Annotated in this window: 17 protein-coding genes; all 17 read right to left on the reverse strand. The window is 68.9% G+C overall.

Annotated features, from left to right (window positions below; all coding sequences use genetic code 11):
- Positions 1-64 precede the first annotated feature (64 nt).
- Positions 65-1,420 (reverse strand): NADP-specific glutamate dehydrogenase, encoded by a 1,356-nt coding sequence (gdhA, locus tag QM789_RS07305; RefSeq protein ID WP_420351295.1) that lies wholly within the window; start codon positions 1,418-1,420, stop codon positions 65-67.
- A 107-nt stretch (positions 1,421-1,527) separates the two neighbouring features.
- Complete coding sequence (locus tag QM789_RS07310; RefSeq protein ID WP_420351296.1) at positions 1,528-1,851, reverse strand: thiosulfate oxidation carrier complex protein SoxZ; 324 nt, start codon at positions 1,849-1,851, stop codon at positions 1,528-1,530.
- Between the two features lie 7 nt (positions 1,852-1,858).
- Positions 1,859-2,326: a thiosulfate oxidation carrier protein SoxY gene (locus tag QM789_RS07315; protein WP_420351297.1), complete on the reverse strand. Its 468-nt coding sequence runs from the start codon at positions 2,324-2,326 to the stop codon at positions 1,859-1,861.
- Positions 2,310-3,431, reverse strand: coding sequence for an NAD(P)/FAD-dependent oxidoreductase (locus QM789_RS07320; RefSeq protein WP_420351298.1), 1,122 nt, complete (start codon positions 3,429-3,431; stop codon positions 2,310-2,312). Before QM789_RS07320 ends, QM789_RS07315 begins: the two co-directional genes overlap by 17 nt.
- On the reverse strand, positions 3,334-3,633 hold the full coding sequence (locus QM789_RS07325; RefSeq protein ID WP_420351299.1) for a hypothetical protein: 300 nt from the start codon (positions 3,631-3,633) through the stop codon (positions 3,334-3,336). The genes QM789_RS07320 and QM789_RS07325 overlap by 98 nt, the downstream gene beginning before the upstream one ends.
- Positions 3,633-4,586, reverse strand: a complete 954-nt coding sequence (locus QM789_RS07330; RefSeq protein WP_420351300.1) for a YeeE/YedE thiosulfate transporter family protein — start codon at positions 4,584-4,586, stop codon at positions 3,633-3,635. The genes QM789_RS07325 and QM789_RS07330 overlap by 1 nt, the downstream gene beginning before the upstream one ends.
- A complete protein-coding gene (locus tag QM789_RS07335) occupies positions 4,583-5,848 on the reverse strand; it encodes an NAD(P)/FAD-dependent oxidoreductase (RefSeq protein WP_420351301.1) in 1,266 nt (421 codons plus the stop codon). Before QM789_RS07335 ends, QM789_RS07330 begins: the two co-directional genes overlap by 4 nt.
- Complete coding sequence (locus QM789_RS07340) at positions 5,845-6,153, reverse strand: c-type cytochrome (RefSeq protein WP_420351302.1); 309 nt, start codon at positions 6,151-6,153, stop codon at positions 5,845-5,847. The genes QM789_RS07335 and QM789_RS07340 overlap by 4 nt, the downstream gene beginning before the upstream one ends.
- A 63-nt stretch (positions 6,154-6,216) precedes the next feature.
- A complete protein-coding gene (locus QM789_RS07345; protein ID WP_420351303.1) occupies positions 6,217-7,182 on the reverse strand; it encodes a beta-ketoacyl-ACP synthase 3 in 966 nt (321 codons plus the stop codon).
- A complete protein-coding gene (locus QM789_RS07350) occupies positions 7,169-8,416 on the reverse strand; it encodes an adenosylmethionine--8-amino-7-oxononanoate transaminase (RefSeq protein WP_420351304.1) in 1,248 nt (415 codons plus the stop codon). Before QM789_RS07350 ends, QM789_RS07345 begins: the two co-directional genes overlap by 14 nt.
- Complete coding sequence (gene bioD / locus QM789_RS07355) at positions 8,413-9,012, reverse strand: dethiobiotin synthase (RefSeq protein ID WP_420351305.1); 600 nt, start codon at positions 9,010-9,012, stop codon at positions 8,413-8,415. The genes QM789_RS07350 and bioD overlap by 4 nt, the downstream gene beginning before the upstream one ends.
- Entirely contained in the window at positions 9,009-10,106 is a 1,098-nt protein-coding gene (locus QM789_RS07360) for an 8-amino-7-oxononanoate synthase (protein ID WP_420351306.1), read from the reverse strand. The genes bioD and QM789_RS07360 overlap by 4 nt, the downstream gene beginning before the upstream one ends.
- Positions 10,097-11,071 (reverse strand): biotin synthase BioB, encoded by a 975-nt coding sequence (gene bioB / locus QM789_RS07365; RefSeq protein WP_420351307.1) that lies wholly within the window; start codon positions 11,069-11,071, stop codon positions 10,097-10,099. Before bioB ends, QM789_RS07360 begins: the two co-directional genes overlap by 10 nt.
- Before the next feature lie 230 nt (positions 11,072-11,301).
- Complete coding sequence (locus tag QM789_RS07370) at positions 11,302-11,805, reverse strand: VPLPA-CTERM sorting domain-containing protein (protein ID WP_420350317.1); 504 nt, start codon at positions 11,803-11,805, stop codon at positions 11,302-11,304.
- A gap of 455 nt (positions 11,806-12,260) precedes the next feature.
- A complete protein-coding gene (locus QM789_RS07375) occupies positions 12,261-13,049 on the reverse strand; it encodes an ABC transporter ATP-binding protein (protein WP_420351308.1) in 789 nt (262 codons plus the stop codon).
- Positions 13,042-14,034: a FecCD family ABC transporter permease gene (locus QM789_RS07380; RefSeq protein ID WP_420351309.1), complete on the reverse strand. Its 993-nt coding sequence runs from the start codon at positions 14,032-14,034 to the stop codon at positions 13,042-13,044. The genes QM789_RS07375 and QM789_RS07380 overlap by 8 nt, the downstream gene beginning before the upstream one ends.
- Positions 14,031-15,080: an ABC transporter substrate-binding protein gene (locus QM789_RS07385; protein WP_420351310.1), complete on the reverse strand. Its 1,050-nt coding sequence runs from the start codon at positions 15,078-15,080 to the stop codon at positions 14,031-14,033. Before QM789_RS07385 ends, QM789_RS07380 begins: the two co-directional genes overlap by 4 nt.
- Between the last annotated feature and the right edge of the window lie 15 nt (positions 15,081-15,095).

Below are 15,095 nucleotides of genomic sequence, written 5' to 3' on the forward strand. Positions count from 1 at the left end.
AACCGCCGCGCGGGTTTGTCGATGCCGATCTGTGGCCCGGGGGAGGGCATCCCCCGGGGCCGTCTCAGATCACGCCCTGCTGGCGCATCGCCTCGGCCACGCGCACGAAGCCCGCGATATTGGCGCCCATGACGTAATTGCCCGGCGCGCCGTATTCCTCGGCGGTTTCGGCGCAAAGGTCGTGGATGCCGCGCATGATCGCGGCCAGCCGCGCCTCGGTCTGCTCAAAGCTCCAGCTGTCGCGCGAGGCGTTCTGCTGCATCTCCAGCGCGGAGGTCGCGACGCCCCCGGCATTCGCCGCCTTGCCCGGCGCATACAGCACGCCCGCATGCTGAAAGACGCTGATCGCCTCGGGGGTGCAGGGCATGTTCGCACCTTCGCCCACCGCGATCACGCCATTGGCGACCAGCTTGCGCGCATCCTTCCCGGTCAGCTCGTTCTGCGTCGCCGAGGGCATCGCCACATCGCAGGGCACATCCCAGATCGAGCCGCCCGCGACGTAATAGACGCCCTTGCCCTCGCCCTTCAGCCGGGCATATTCCGCGATCCGCTGCCGCCGGGCCTGTTTGATCTCCTTCACCAGCCCAAGGTCGATGCCGTTTTCATCCACCACATAGCCGTTGGAATCCGAGCACGCGATGACCTTGCCGCCGTATTGCGTCACCTTGTCGATGGTATAGGTCGCGACATTGCCCGAGCCCGAAACCACCACGGTGCGGCCGTCGAAATCCAGCCCCTTCGTGCCCAGCATGGCGCGGGTGAAATAGGTGTTGCCGTAGCCCGTCGCCTCGGGCCGGGCGCGCGAGCCGCCGTAGAGCAGGCCCTTGCCGGTCAGCACCCCGGCCTCGAACCGGTTCGTCAGGCGCTTGTATTGGCCGAACATATAGCCGATCTCGCGCCCGCCGACGCCGATATCCCCGGCCGGAACGTCGGTGTATTCGCCGATATGGCGGTGCAGTTCGGTCACGAACGACTGGCAGAAGCGCATGATCTCGCGGTCCGAGCGGCCCTTCGGGTCGAAGTCCGAGCCGCCCTTGCCGCCGCCGATCGGCATGCCGGTCAGCGCGTTCTTGAAGGTCTGCTCAAAGCCCAGGAACTTGATGATGCCGACATTCACCGAAGGGTGGAAGCGGATCCCGCCCTTGTAGGGGCCGAGCGCCGAATTGAACTGCACCCGGAAGCCGCGGTTGATCCGCACCTGATTGCTGTCGTCGATCCACGGCACGCGGAAGATGATCTGCCGTTCCGGCTCGCAGATCCGTTCGATCAGCGCCTCTTCGGCATATTCCGGGCGCTTGGCGATGACGGTGTTCAGGCTTTCCAGCACCTCGCGCACGGCCTGATGGAACTCCGGCTCGCCCGCGTTGCGGCGCATCACCTCGGCCAGGATCGTTTCGAGCGTCTCATGAAGTTGCACCAATTCGTTCACCCTTCGCTTAATTTTCGCGCTTTGTGCGGGCAGAATCGGCGCTTTTTCAACCTCTTTCTGAACAATTCGCGGAAAAATCGTGCGATTTGCCGGAAGGGTCAGCCTTGCAGCCGGATTTCCTGCTCGGCGCTGGCGAAATCGCCGCTGGCATCGGTCCAGACCATGCGCAGCAGGCCACCGTGCCGGGCGGCGAAGGTGAATTCGATATAGGGGTTCTGCGCCACGGCGGTTTCGGGCAGCCATTCCAGAAGCAGGGCGCCGTCCAGCGTGGCGGCGAAGCGGGTGACGATGTTCATCGGCAAGGGGCCGTCCGGGCCGGAGCGGAAGCCGGTCTCCATCGGGTGGGCGACCTGTGCGCGCACGCGCAGGATTTCGCCCGGCGCGGGGGTGGTGTTGCTGATCCAGATCCGGGGTTTGCTCATGGTGCCCTCACATGCCGCAGCCGCCGGCGGCGACGGTGATTTCGCCGCGCGCCTCAAGGAAACGGCCATCGCTCATCCGCGCGATCGCCCGCAGCCCCATGCTCTGCATCAGCCGCAGCCGCAGCGCCACATCGACCGAACCGGTCAGCGGCGTGAACCGGAACCGGCAGGCGAGCGGCTTCGGGTTGCGCTGCGCCAGCACGATCAGTTCTTCGCACCAGGCCCCGGTCGGCTCGGTCAGATGCACCCGCACCGGCACGGCGGCGGGGTTGTCGCCAAGCGCGGGCAGGTCGAGCGCCAGCCCCCGCGGCAGGGGCGTGGCCCCGTTCAGGAAGGCCGTGGCGATGCGGTCGGATTCGGCGTCGTCCGGCTGCGGCACGGCGCGGCTGTCGGGCTCTGCGGCGGCGACCCCCGCCGCCAGCACCGCCGCCCCGGCCAGCACCGCCCGGCGGCTGAGCTCAGCGCAGGAAGTCATTATACATCCCCTGCACCCAGGCGAAATCTTCCTCCAGCAGGTCGGGGGTGCGCACGTCCACGTCGATCTGGGTCTGCCGCACCAGCCCGTCGGCGCCGATGTCATAGTCGAACTGCACCGAAATCGCCTCGCGCGGGTCGCCGTTGACGAGCATGTAGCACAGATTGTTGGGCAGTTCCGCCACCACCTCCTGGCCGCGCACCCGTTGGCCAAGGTTCTTCGCGACGATATGGGCGATGTAATTCGCGACATGGCCGCTTTTGGGGTAATGGCCGAAATGGGGGGAAATCGCGCCCATGCTGTCGCCGACGATATACACGCTGTCATCGCCCCGGGCGTGGAAATAACGCGGGTCCATATCGGCCCAGCCGGTGGGTTTGCCCTCGGCATCGGTGCCGATCAGCCCGGCGTGGTAGACGATTTCGGCGGCGCGGTGCGGCGGCATCAGCACCGCTTCGTCAAAGTCGAAATCGCCCGCTTCGGTCATGATCCGCTTGTTGTAGGGGTCGAGCTCGCGCACCTTCGCATTCGGCACATGGGTGATGATGTCGGGATACAGTTCCTCGAACGCCGCGCGGTAGCCGCCGCCGATCGGCGCGATGCCGGGCTTCGGATCGAGGATCAGGATCTTCGCCGGGATCTTGTTGACCTTGAAATGCCACGCCATCACGCAGGCCCGTTCATAGGGCGAGGGCGGGCAGCGATGCGGCGGCGGCGGCAGGGTCATGACGATGGTGCCGCCCTTGAAATTCCGGATCTTGTCCTTCAGCGCGAGGTGTTCCGCGTTCGGGATATAGGCCGAGGGGAAATGCGTCCGGGTATACTCCGCCGCCGCGAGGTCATCGCCGAACCAGGCGTCATAGGCGTTGCGGATCCCGCCCGACAGGATCAGGAAGTCGTAATCCACCGTGCCCTTCGAGGTCCGCACGATCTTGCGGTCCCGCTCGATCCCGGTGATTTCGCATTGCACCAGCTGATAGCCGTATTTGTTCGCGGGGGCGAGCATGTCATGGGTCAGATAGGCGGTATCCACCACGTCGATCAGCCATTTGTTCGACATCGGGCAGGACCAGAAGATCGGGTTGCGCTCCAGCACGGATGACATCGGCGTTCGGGATTTCCTGCCGCAGGTAGCGCGCCGCCGTCAGCCCGCCCCAGCCGCCGCCGCAGATCACGATGCGCGGGCCCGCGCCCTTGCGCGGCAGCAGCGTGGTTTCGGGCGTGAGCAGGGTGGGCGCCGCAAGGGCGGAGCGGCCCAGAAGGGCGAGCGCGGGCGCGGCGGCGAGCAGGGTGCGGCGGCGGATCATCAGGTCGGCTCCTTGCGAGGGTCGAAGACCAGTGCGACCGCAGTTCCGGCAAGAATACCTGAAAACGCGACCAGACTGGCCAGCGAGAGTGTCGAAATACCGCTCAGACCTTGCCCGATCGAGCAGCCCAGGGCAAGCACCCCGCCAAAGCCCATCAGCAGGCCGCCGAGGAGGGCGCGTGGCAACTGCGCGCCGGTGGGTTCGAGCCGCAGGTCCCGGCGCAGCGCGGCAATGGTGAAGGCGCCGATCACCGTTCCCGCCACCACCGCGATGCCGAAGTTCAGCGCCCGCCCGGTGGACAGCATCAGCCACAGCAGCCCGTCCGCCACCGGGCCGATGAAGCTGAGCGAGGTCAGCGCGCGCGGGTCGAACGGGTCGTCGGTCGCATGGCTCACCCACCAGCCCGCCGCGATGGTGAGGCCGATCACCGTGGCGCAGGCGGCCTCGGTCCGGTTGCGCAGCGGCAGGGCGAAGGCGGCGAGCAGCACCGCCAGCCCCAGCCCCGCCGCGAGGGGCAGCGTGCCCGCCTGCGCCGTGCCCAGCCCCTGCACCCACAGGCGCAGCGGCGCGAGCACCCCGGTCATGCTGGCCTGCGCCGAGACCCCGAGCGCCAGCAGCACCAGCACCATGCGCATGTTGCCCCCCGCCGCCAGCACCAGCGCCCGCGCCCCGCAGGCATTGGCCAGCACCATGCCCAGCCCGAAGACCGCGCCGCCAAGGAACATCCCCGGCCAGGCGCCGCCGCGCAGGGGCAGGGCGGCCGACAGGTCCACGCCCCGGGCCAGCCCCTGCGTCGTGCAGATCGCCACCGCCAGCGCCAGCGCAAAGGCCCGCAGCGGCCCGAATTCGCCCCGGCGCGCGGATTTCATCCCGCGCAGCAGGCACAGCCCTCCGGCCCGCGCCGCCGCGCCGAACACCGCGCCAAGCGCCAGCCCGAGCAGCACCGGGCTCATGCGGTGCCCCAGATGTCGGCGGTGATCGACGCATACCAGCCCGCGCCATAATCGGCTTCGGCCCGGCGGAAGGCGGCATCGGCGTCAAGCGGGCTGACCCCGCCCGCGACCTCGACGATGGCATCGCCTTCGGTGCGGTAGACCCCGGCGACGGAAATCCCCCAATCCTGCCCGACAAGGCTGTAGCAGGTGTTCAGGAACTGCGCGGGCGGCGGATCGGCGATGGAGCCACCCGCCAGATCCACCGCGATCGCCGCCGCCGCGACCTTGGCCTGAACATTGGCGCAAAAGCCGGATTTCGGCATCGGCGCGGCGATGGTGGCATCGCCCACCACATAAACCCCCGGCACCCGCGCGGATTCAAACGTCCGCCCCCGCACCGGAACCCAGCCGGTCGCATCCGTCACCCCGGCGCGTTCGGCGATCCGGCCCGCCTGTTGCGGCGGCACCACGTTCAGCACATCGGCCCGGTGGATCGTGCCGAAGGTGGTCTCGACCTCGCGCGCCGCGGCATCGACCCGCGCGACCTGACCGTCATCGCTTTGCCCGACCCATTCGATCATGTCACCGTAAAGCGCCGTCCAGCCCTGTCGGAACAGCGCCTGTTTCGAAAAGCTGTCCTTGCTGTCGAGCAGCAGGATCTTCGATTTCGGTTTGTGCGTCTTGAAGTAATGCGCCACCATCGAGGCGCGCTCATAGGGCCCCGGCGGGCAGCGATAGGCGCCATCGGTGATCGACATGACGAAGGTGCCGCCGTCCTCCATCGCCAGAAGCTGCGCGCGCAGCGCCTGTGTCTGCGGCCCGGCCTTCCAGGCGTGCAGCGCGATCTCCCCCGCCGCCCTGTCATAGCCCGCGAGCGCGTTCCAGCGGATGTCGATGCCGGGCGAGAGGATCAGCCGGTCGTAGTCCAGCGCGCCGCCGTCGGCCAGCGTGACCCGGCGCTGTGCCGTGTCGATGTCCTGCGCGGTGGTGTGGAGCACCGCGATCCCCGCCGCGCGCAGCCCGTCATAGCCATGGCCGAGGCTGTCCCAATCCCGCAGCCCGCCGAGATAGAGGTTCGAGAACGGGCAGGTGAAGAACCGCCGCGTGGGGTCTATTAGCGTGATCCGCACCTCAGGGCTCAGCCGCCGCAGATAGCGCGCCGCCGTCGCCCCGCCGAAGCCGCCGCCGACCACCACCACATGCGCCGCGCCCTGCGCCCGCGCGACCGAGGGCAGGGCCAGCGCCCCGAGCCCGGCCAGAACCTGCCGCCGTGTCGTCATCGTGCATTCTCCGCGAACCAATGGGCGAGGGCGGCGATTTCGTCTTCGCTGTAGCCCTTCATCAGCCGGGTCATCACCGTGGCCGGGGCGGTGCCGTCGCGAAAGGCGCGCATCCGGGCGCGCAGGTCATCTTCGTTTTGGCCCGCAAGGGAGGGGATCGCGCCCGGCGAGCGCCCATCCGGGCCGTGGCAGGCGGCGCAGGGTCCGGCCAGAACGGTGGCATCCATCCGGTCCCCGGCCCAGCCCGCACAGGCGGAACCGGCCAGAGCCATCGCCACGACGCAACGCGTCAGAACAGCGGGCATGGGAATCCTTTCGTGGTGATCGTGCGATCTTGTCGCAGGCCGCCGGGGAAACGGCAAGCGGGGCTATTGCTGCCAGACCACCGCGCCCCAGATCGTCCCGGCACCGAAGGCGGAGAGCAGCACCGGCCCCTGCGGCAGCGCGCCGCCGTGCCACGAAAGCGCGAGCGGGATCGTCGCCGCCGAGGAATTCCCGTGCTGCGCCAGCGTGCCAAAGGTGGGCGTGCCGCGCATCCCCAGCCGGTCCGCCACCTTCGCCAGGATCCGCGCATTGGCCTGATGCGGCAGCCAGAGCGCGACTTCCGCCGGGGTCAGCCCGGCCTCGCGCAGGGCCTGTTGCGCGGAGCCTGTCATCGCCTCGACCGCGCGGGTGAAGACCGCGCGCCCGTCCGGCATGGTCATGTCGAGCCCGTCCTGCCCCGGCGCGGTGAAGGGCAGGCGCGAGCCGCCCCGCGCGATCCGGATCGCATCGTAATCGCCCCCGTCCGAGCACAGCACCACCGCGCGCGGCCCTTGCCCCGCCCGCCCGGGTTCGAGCAGCACTGCCCCCGCCGCATCGGCGAACAGAACCCGGGTCGCGGCCTCGGCCCGGTCGATCCGGCGCGAGAGCAGATTGGCCGCGATCACCAGCACCGCCCGCCCCGTCATCCGCACCTGCGCGGCGCCAAGGCTCAGCGCGTGCAGGAACCCGGCGCAGGCCCCGGCCAGATCCACCGCCCCGCAGCGCAGCCCAAGTGCCCCCGCCACCAGCGGCGCGGTCGGCGGCAGCAGGTGATCCGGCGTCGAGGTCGCGAGCAGCAGCAGCCCGACCCGCGCCGGATCCACCCCCGCCAGCGCCATCCGCCCGGCGGGAATCGCCAGATCGCTCAGCGCCTGCGTGTCGGCGGCGTAGTGGCGGGCGCGGATGCCGCAGCGCGCTTCGATCCAGCCGGGGGGCAGGGCGAGTTCGGCCTCGATCTCCGCGTTCGGGACGCGGCGTTCGGGCAGGTAATGGCCGAAGCCCGCCATCCGCACACCCTCAGCCGAAAACATCGGCGGCCTCAAGGATCGCGTCGTGACAGGCCGACAGCTCCGCCGCCGTCGCGCAATAGGGCGGCAGCAGGTAGACCGTGCGGCCAAGCGGGCGGATCAGCAGGTCGCGGTCGGCGAAGAACCGCATCAGCGCGGGGCCCGTCTCGGCCAGATAATCCGCGCCCCGGCCGATTTCGGCGGCAAGGATGGTGCCGATCTGGCGCACCTCGGACAGGTTCGGGTGGCGGCGGAAGCGGGCGGCGCCCTCGGCCTGTGCCGCGGCCACGGCGTCGATCCGGGCCTGAACGGGTTCCTCGGCCCAGATCGCCAGATTGGCGCAGGCGGCGGCGCAGGCGATCGGGTTCGCGGTGTAGGAGGACGAATGGAAGAAGGTCCGCCGCCGGTCGGTGGAGAGATGCGAGCGGTAGATCTCTTCGCGGCAGAGCGTCACGGCCAAGGGGAGGTGCCCGCCGGTGATGCCCTTCGACAGGCACAGCACATCGGGCGCGACGCCTGCGTGATCACAGGCGAGGAACCGCCCGGTGCGGCCCCATCCGGTCATCACCTCATCCGCGATCAAGAGCACGCCATGCCGGGCGCAGACCGCCGCCATTTCGGCCAGAATCCCCGGCGCATAGACCCGCATCCCGCCCGCGCCCAGAACCAGCGGCTCGACCAGAAGCGCGGCGGTTTCGGGGCGGCGGCAGACCCGTTCCAGCGCGTCCAGCGTGGCCTGCCCGTCGCCGGTGGGAAAGGGGATCCGGTCCACGGCGAAAAGCAGCGGGTCATAGGGCTGCGTAAAGGCCCCGCGCTCGCCCGCCGACATCGTGCCGACGGTATCGCCGTGGTAGCCGTCCTGCATCACCACGATCCGGTGGCGCGGGCTGCCCCGGTGGCGGAAATGGCCCAGCACCATCTTCAACGCGACTTCGACCGAGGTCGAGCCGCTGTCGCTGAAGAACACACGGGTGAGGGTGTCCGGCACGCGGGGCAGCAGGGCGCGCGCGAAATTCTCTGCCGGGTCGTGGGTGTAGCCCGCGAAGATCACCTGATCCAGCCGCCCGGCCTGATCGCGGATCGCCTGCACGATGCGGGGGTGGCAATGGCCATGCGTCACCACCCACCACGACGATATGGCGTCGAAGATCCGCCGGCCATCGGTATCGGTGAGCCAGGCGCCCTCGGCCCGGGCGATCGGGCGCATGGTGGGGAACAGGGCGTGCTGCGTGAACGGATGCCAGATCGGGGAGGTCATGCGATATCCCCGAAGGCCGCAGCGAATTCCGCGTGCAGGGTGGAAAGGTCGTGCAGCAAGGGCAGGCGGCCAAGGCGGCGCACCTGCCCCATGTCGGCGATGGTGTCTTCGGTCGCGGGTTCCGGGTCGCCGATGAAGGCCACGCCATGCACCATTAGCCCCGCGCCGCGCAGTGCGGCGAGCGACAGCAGCGTGTGGTTGATCGTGCCGAGCCCCGTCCGCGCGCACAGGATCACCGGCAGGCGCCAGCGCGCGAAGAGGTCGAGGAAGGTTTCGCGCTCGGTCAGCGGCACCATGACGCCGCCCGCGCCCTCGATCACCAGCGGGCGTTCGGGCGGCAGGGTCAGGGTGGCGGGGTCGATCCGCGTGCCCTCCGCCCGGGCCGAGATATGGGGCGCGGCGGGCAGGCGCAGCCGGTATCCTTCGGGCAGCACCGGGCGGCCCGAGAGGCGCGCGACGGCCTGGCTGTCGGTCTCCTCCTCCAGCCCCGATTGCACGGGTTTCCAGTAATGCGCGCCCAGATGCCGGGTCAGCGCGGCGGAAAACACGGTCTTGCCGATGCCGGTATCGGTGCCGGTCACGATGAATGCGGTCATGGTTCGCTCAGCAGTTCGGACAGCGCCGCGAAGGCGGCGTCGATGTCGCTGTCGGTGGGGTTGAGGGTGAGGGAGAGGCGCAGCCGCTCGGCGCCCTTCGGCACGGTGGGGGCGCGGATCGCGCGGATGTCGAAGCCGCGATCCGCCAGCCACCCGGCGGCGGCGAGACAGCGCGCATCGCCGGGCAGAATCACCGGCTGAATCTGCGTGCCGCTGGGGATGAGGTTCAGCGCGCGGATCCGGTCCTGCACCCCCGCCACCCGGGCGCGCAGCGCGTGGCGGCGGGCGGGGTCCGCGGCCAGATCCGCCAGCACGCCGCGCAGCGCCTCGGCCAGAAGGGGGGAGGGGGCGGTGGAATAGATAAAACTGCGCGCCCGGTTCACCAGCACCGAAATCAGCGGGGCGGCCGCACAGACCAGCGCGCCCTGCACCCCCAACGCCTTGCCGCAGGTGTGCAGCGTGACCACGTTTTCCCGCCCGGCATGGGCGGCGGCGAAACCGCGCCCGCCGGGGCCCCAGATGCCGGTGGCATGGGCCTCGTCCACGATCAGGAAGGCGTCTTCCTCATCCGCCAGCCGGATCAGATCGTCGAGGGGCGCGGTATCGCCGTCCATGGAATACAGGCTCTCGACCGCGATCCAGACCCGCCCCGTGCCCGTCCGGCGCCAGTCGCGCAGGGTGCGCCGCGCGGCCTCCGGATCGTTATGCGCGAAGGGGCGCGCCTGTGCCGCGCCAAGCCGCATGCCGTCCAGCGAACTCGCATGGATCAGCGCGTCATGCAGCACCAGATCGCGCGCCTGCGGCAGGGCCTGAAAGATCCCCAGATTGGCGGTGTAGCCGCAGCCGAAATACAGCGCGGCGGGGGCGCCGAAATGCGCGGCGGCCTCGGCTTCGAGATGGGTGAACGCGTCGTGATTGCCGCGCAGGAGCCGCGCCGCCCCCGCCCCCACCGGCGCCCCGCCGCCGAGCGCGGACCCGGCGAGGCCGAGGTAATCGTTCGAGGCGAAATCCACCCCCGCAATCGGGCGCAGCTCGCGCAGCCTGCCCCGCTGCGCGAGGCTGTCGAGCAGGCCGCGATGCGCGCTCAGTGGCATGCGGATCCCTCGGGCAGGATGCCGAGACGGTCCATCAGCCGCCGGTCGGCGCTTTCCTCGGGGTTCCCCGCCGTCAGCAGCGTATCGCCCATGAACAGCGAATTCGCCCCGGCAAAGAAGCACAGCGCCTGCATTTCGTCGCTCATCGCGGTGCGCCCGGCGGAAAGGCGGACATGGCTGCACGGCATCAGGATCCGCGCCAGCGCGATCACCCGCACGAAGTCGATCGGGTCCACCGGCGGCGCCTCGGCCAGGGGGGTGCCCGCCATCGGGATCAGCATGTTGATCGGCACGCTTTCGGGATGTTCGGGCAGCGTCGCGAGCGCGAGCAGCATGTCGATCCGGTCGCCGTCGTTTTCACCCAGCCCGAGGATGCCGCCCGAGCAGACCTTGATCCCCGCCTCGCGCACACGCGCCAGCGTGTCCAGCCGCTCGGCGAAGGTGCGGGTGGTGATGACGTTGGAATAATGCGCCTCCGACGTGTCGATGTTGTGGTTGTAGTAGTCGAGCCCGGCGTCCTTCAGCCGCAGCACCTGCGTGTCGGAGAGCATGCCGAGCGTCATGCAGGTCTCCATCCCAAGGGCGCGGACCCCCTGCACCATCGCCTCGATCGCGGGCATGTCGCGGTCCTTCGGCTCGCGCCAGGCGGCGCCCATGCAGTAGCGGGTGGCGCCCGCGGCCTTGGCCTTGCGCGCCTCGGCGATGACACGTTCGACCTGCATCAGCTTCGAGGCCGAGAGCTTCGCGCCGTTGCGCGCCGACTGGCTGCAATAGCTGCAATCCTCCGGGCAGCCGCCGGTCTTGACGGACAGCAGGCGGCTCATCTGCACCCGGTTCGGGTCGAAATGCGCGCGATGCACGCTCTGCGCCTGAAACAGCAGGTCCATGAAGGGCTGATGGAAGATCCGCTCGGCTTCCTCGCGGGTCCAGTCGCTGCGGGGCGACGCTTGCATATCCTTGGGCATGGCAGCTCCTTTATCGACAAAATCGGGCGCAGTCCTGCGCGGTTCCCGTTTTGTAGATTTACAGGAGGTCACATTTTCAGGTCATCACCAATTATAGATAATTGGCAGAAGTAACGAAACGCGGGCTGTCGGGCGCCTTCGCGCCCGGTGTGTCAGGGACAAGACGGGCGGCGGGTTGCCCCGCCGCCCGATCCATGGACACCGCCCGAAGGCGGCGTCCCGAGGGAACCTTAGCCCTTCTTGCGGCGCTTCGCGGCGCCGAGGCCGGCGAGGGCAGAGACCAGCAGCATACCGGCAGCCGGCACCGGCACGGCGGCCGGGGTCGCGGTGAAGGTATAGGTCGCTTGCAGGTCCTGCGTCCCGGCGGCGTCATAGGCCATCGAAATCGCAAAGCTCTTGCCTGCGTCGATCGCGAATTCATCGCTGTAGGAGAAGCCGAAAGTCACCTTGCCGCCCGGAACGGTGATATATTCCCAAGTGGTGCCGGTAAAGCCATTGCCCTCGGCCAGAACCTTTTCGATATTCGATTTCACAACCGTATCGAGCCCCGCGCCATTCAGCGTATAGCCGATTTGCGAAATGTCAAATGCCTGCCCGGCATTCCAGACCGTGCTGTGCGTTTCGCCCGGCTTCAGGGTAAATGCCTCGCCATTCGAGCCAGCGGTGACCGTGGCCGCATTAACCGCGACCGGAGCTGCCAGAGCCAGAACCGCCGCCGTGAAAGCCATCTTCATGTTCATAACGTTTCCCTCGTTACTGTGCCCCAACCGGGGGCGAACCATTTTCAACTTTGTCCCGATCCGGAGCGAACTCATTCGGAACAAGGGTTTTTTAGCCGGTCCGGGCGGGCCGCGCCATAGGCTTGTTTTATGCCAAAGGGGCGGTAACCATTTCCATTACGGTTAAGGAAGGGAAATCCCGTTACGGATCAACACGGTATTAAAATGGCGTTAAGATTAATGCCGCAGGCGGGCGGGGGAATGATTCCGGAGGGGAATTGGTGAATGTTTCCAGAACCCGCAGGATGGGAAAGGAATCACCGAGCCATGGGCTGTGTCAAAATGCGCCCCCCGCGCCGAAGCGGAGAATATGATTCCCTAAAACGCATCCATATGCGCATCGGGCCCGATGGGGGCATTCAGGTCTGCGCCGCAGCGGCAAAGGCGCTTGCAAATAGCCTCGGCCGGTTTCAGCCCTCGCGCGGCAGCGGCGCACACCCGGATTCGCGGAGATTGTAGAGCGGGACGACGGCGCGGCGTTCCGCGCTGCCGACCGTGAAACGCAGGGTCCGGACCGGCAGGCCGTACAGCGCGCTCAGGCGGGCGTCGGTGATCACCGTATCGCAGGGGCCGAAGGCCGCGCCCTCGGGCAGCATCAGCAGCGCCATATCCGCCACCGCCAGCGCATGATCCGGCTGATGCGTGGTGAAAATCACCGCAAGCCCCGCGTCGGCCAGTTGCCGGATCAGGCTCAGCACCCGGTCCTGATTGCGCAGGTCGAGCGCCGAGGCCGGTTCGTCCAGCAGCAGGATCGCGGGCTCCGCCGCGATGGCGCGCGCGATCAGCACCATCTGCCGCTCTCCGCCCGACAGCCGGTCAAAGGCCAGATCCGCCTTCTGCGCCATGCCGGTGACCTCCAGCGCGCGCCGCGCCGCCGCCTCATCCGCCGGGCGCGGCATCCGCAGCAGGCCGATATGCCGCGCGCGCCCCATCAGCACCATGTCCAGCGCGCGATAGGCCGGGCCGCGGTCCAGAACCTGCGGCACCAGCGCGGGGTCTCCGGTCAGGTCGACCCGGCCGCGCGCGGGCCGCAGCAGCCCGGCGATGGTGTGCAGCAGCGTCGTCTTGCCGCGCCCGTTCGGCCCGAGGATCGCCATGACCTGCCCCGCGCGCAGGGTGAAATCCAGATCGCGGAACTGCCAGACCCTGCCGTCATGGGAATGGCCCGCGCCCCGGGCGATGACGCGCGCCTCAGCCATGGCGATAGGTGCCCCAGAGCAGCAGCGCAAAGACCGGCGTGCCGATCAGCGCCGTCAGGATGCCGAGCGGGATTTCCGACGCCGTGGCGGTGCGCGCGACCGTATCCACGCCCAGCAGCATCAGCCCGCCCAGCAGCGCCGAGGCCGGCAGCAGCGCGCGATGCTCCACCCCCACCAGCATCCGCGCCAGATGCGGCACCACCAGCCCGATCCAGCCGATCATGCCCGACACCGCCACCTGCGCCGAAACGATCGCCGCCGTCAGCAGCAGCACGCACCAGCGCAGCCGCCCGACCGAAAGGCCAAGCGCGCGGGCATCCGCATCCCCCATCGACAGGATGTTGATCCGCCAGCGCAGCGCGAGCAGCCCCCCGCCGCAGGCCATGACCGGCCCGGCCAGCAGGGCGGCCTTTTCCATGTTCGCCGTCGCGAAGCTGCCCAGCAGCCAGAACACGATCACCGGCAGCTTGTCCTGACTATCGGCGAGGTATTGCACCAGGCTGACCAGCGCGCTGAAAAACCCCGAAACGATCACCCCGCCCAGCACCAGAACCAGCAGATCGTGCCGCGCGACCAGCCGCCCCAGCAGGAACACGACGACCAGCGCCATGAGGCCGAAGCCGAAGGCCGAGCCCAGCAGCCCCGCGTGGTGCCAGCCGAGCAGGATCGCCAGCGTGCCGCCGAAGGCCGCGCCCGAGGACACCCCCACCACCTGCGGCCCGACGAGCGGATTGCGGAACACGCCCTGCAACGTCGCCCCCGCCAGCGATAGCCCCGCCCCGGCCAGAACCGCCATGATCACGCGGGGCAGGCGCACGACGACCACCACGCTCCATTCCAGCGGCGTGACCGGCACGGCGGGCGCGATCCACGGCGACAGCAGGATCCGGATCACCCGCGCGACCGGAATATCCAGCCGCCCGACGCCGAGCGAGGCCACCGCCGCCAGCCCGAGCGCGAGGGCGAGCAGGGCTGTCCGGCTCACGGCTGATAGGGCTGGCGGTAGAAGCGGCGATAATAGTCATCCGCCATCCGGTCCATGTCGATGTCGGCGAACTGGTCGGGATAAAGCGCCTTGGCCATCCAGACCTCGCCAAGCGCCATGGCTTCGGGCATCGGGTAGCCCCAGGCTTTGGCGTATTCGGGCATCAGGTAGACGCGGTTGTCCTGCACCGCCCTGATCGGCTGCCAGGCCGCGCCCTGCCGGATTTCATCGACCACCTGCGGATAGCGGTCCTGCACGAAGATCACCTCGGGGTTCCAGCCGAGGATTTCCTCCATCGACACCTGTTTGTAGCCCTTGATCGAGGCGGCGGCGACATTCTCCGCCCCGGCATAGGCCATCATCAGGCCGGTATATTTGCCGCTGCCATAGGTGGTCAGGTCGGGGTTGGCCATATAGGCGCGGACGCGTTTCGCCGGGTCGATGTCCTTCAGCCGTTCGGCCACCAGCGCGCGGGTTTCGCCCGCGGCGGCGATCAGCGCCGCGCCCCCGGCCTCCTTGCCGAGGACCTCGGCGATCAGGCGCACGCCCTGCCGGAAGCCGTTGTCATAGGCGGCGCGTTCATCGGTGAAGGCCGGGTTCATCTTGACCGCCTCTTCCGGCGGCACGTCGAGCAGCGAGACCGCGACGACCGGCAGGCCCGCCGCCTCGATCTGCGCGCGCATTTCCGCAGGGGCGTAGTTGGTGACGAAGACCACATCGGGGCGCAGGCGCAGCAGTTCCTCGATGTTGACCGAGGTCAGCCCGCCGGGCGTCGCCATGTCGCCGATCCCGGGCGCCAGCCGCGCGAAGCCGGGGCCGAGCTGCTTCTTCCACTGGTCCAGCACGCCGACGACCTGCCCGAGCGCATCAAGCTGCACCGCGATGTTCAGCGTCTGATGTTGCAGCACCACGGCCCGTTCGATCGTATCGGGCAGGGTGACGTCCCGCCCGATCTGGTCCCGGATCACCCGATCGGCCAGCGCCGGGGCGGCGATCAGCCCGGCCATGAAACAGGCCACCGGCAGGAAGGACAGACAGGGTTTCATCGCGGGCTCCGGCAT

This window comes from Paenirhodobacter sp. (genome assembly GCF_047600745.1).
Taxonomy (GTDB): Bacteria; Pseudomonadota; Alphaproteobacteria; order Rhodobacterales; family Rhodobacteraceae; genus Rhodobacter.

Coding starts and splice junctions, on each gene's coding strand:
- QM789_RS07330 (WP_420351300.1), bottom strand. CDS start 4,586: ATGAGCCCGGTGCTGCTCGGGCTGGCGCTTGGCGCGGTGTTCGGCGCG.
- QM789_RS07325 (WP_420351299.1), bottom strand. CDS start 3,633: ATGATCCGCCGCCGCACCCTGCTCGCCGCCGCGCCCGCGCTCGCCCTT.
- QM789_RS07315 (WP_420351297.1), bottom strand. CDS start 2,326: ATGACTTCCTGCGCTGAGCTCAGCCGCCGGGCGGTGCTGGCCGGGGCG.
- bioD (WP_420351305.1), bottom strand. CDS start 9,012: ATGACCGCATTCATCGTGACCGGCACCGATACCGGCATCGGCAAGACC.
- bioB (WP_420351307.1), bottom strand. CDS start 11,071: ATGCCCAAGGATATGCAAGCGTCGCCCCGCAGCGACTGGACCCGCGAG.
- QM789_RS07320 (WP_420351298.1), bottom strand. CDS start 3,431: ATGTCATCCGTGCTGGAGCGCAACCCGATCTTCTGGTCCTGCCCGATG.
- QM789_RS07335 (WP_420351301.1), bottom strand. CDS start 5,848: ATGACGACACGGCGGCAGGTTCTGGCCGGGCTCGGGGCGCTGGCCCTG.
- QM789_RS07375 (WP_420351308.1), bottom strand. CDS start 13,049: ATGGCTGAGGCGCGCGTCATCGCCCGGGGCGCGGGCCATTCCCATGAC.
- QM789_RS07310 (WP_420351296.1), bottom strand. CDS start 1,851: ATGAGCAAACCCCGGATCTGGATCAGCAACACCACCCCCGCGCCGGGC.
- QM789_RS07370 (WP_420350317.1), bottom strand. CDS start 11,805: ATGAAGATGGCTTTCACGGCGGCGGTTCTGGCTCTGGCAGCTCCGGTC.
- QM789_RS07360 (WP_420351306.1), bottom strand. CDS start 10,106: ATGCCACTGAGCGCGCATCGCGGCCTGCTCGACAGCCTCGCGCAGCGG.
- QM789_RS07350 (WP_420351304.1), bottom strand. CDS start 8,416: ATGACCTCCCCGATCTGGCATCCGTTCACGCAGCACGCCCTGTTCCCC.
- QM789_RS07340 (WP_420351302.1), bottom strand. CDS start 6,153: ATGCCCGCTGTTCTGACGCGTTGCGTCGTGGCGATGGCTCTGGCCGGT.
- QM789_RS07345 (WP_420351303.1), bottom strand. CDS start 7,182: ATGTTTTCGGCTGAGGGTGTGCGGATGGCGGGCTTCGGCCATTACCTG.
- QM789_RS07385 (WP_420351310.1), bottom strand. CDS start 15,080: ATGAAACCCTGTCTGTCCTTCCTGCCGGTGGCCTGTTTCATGGCCGGG.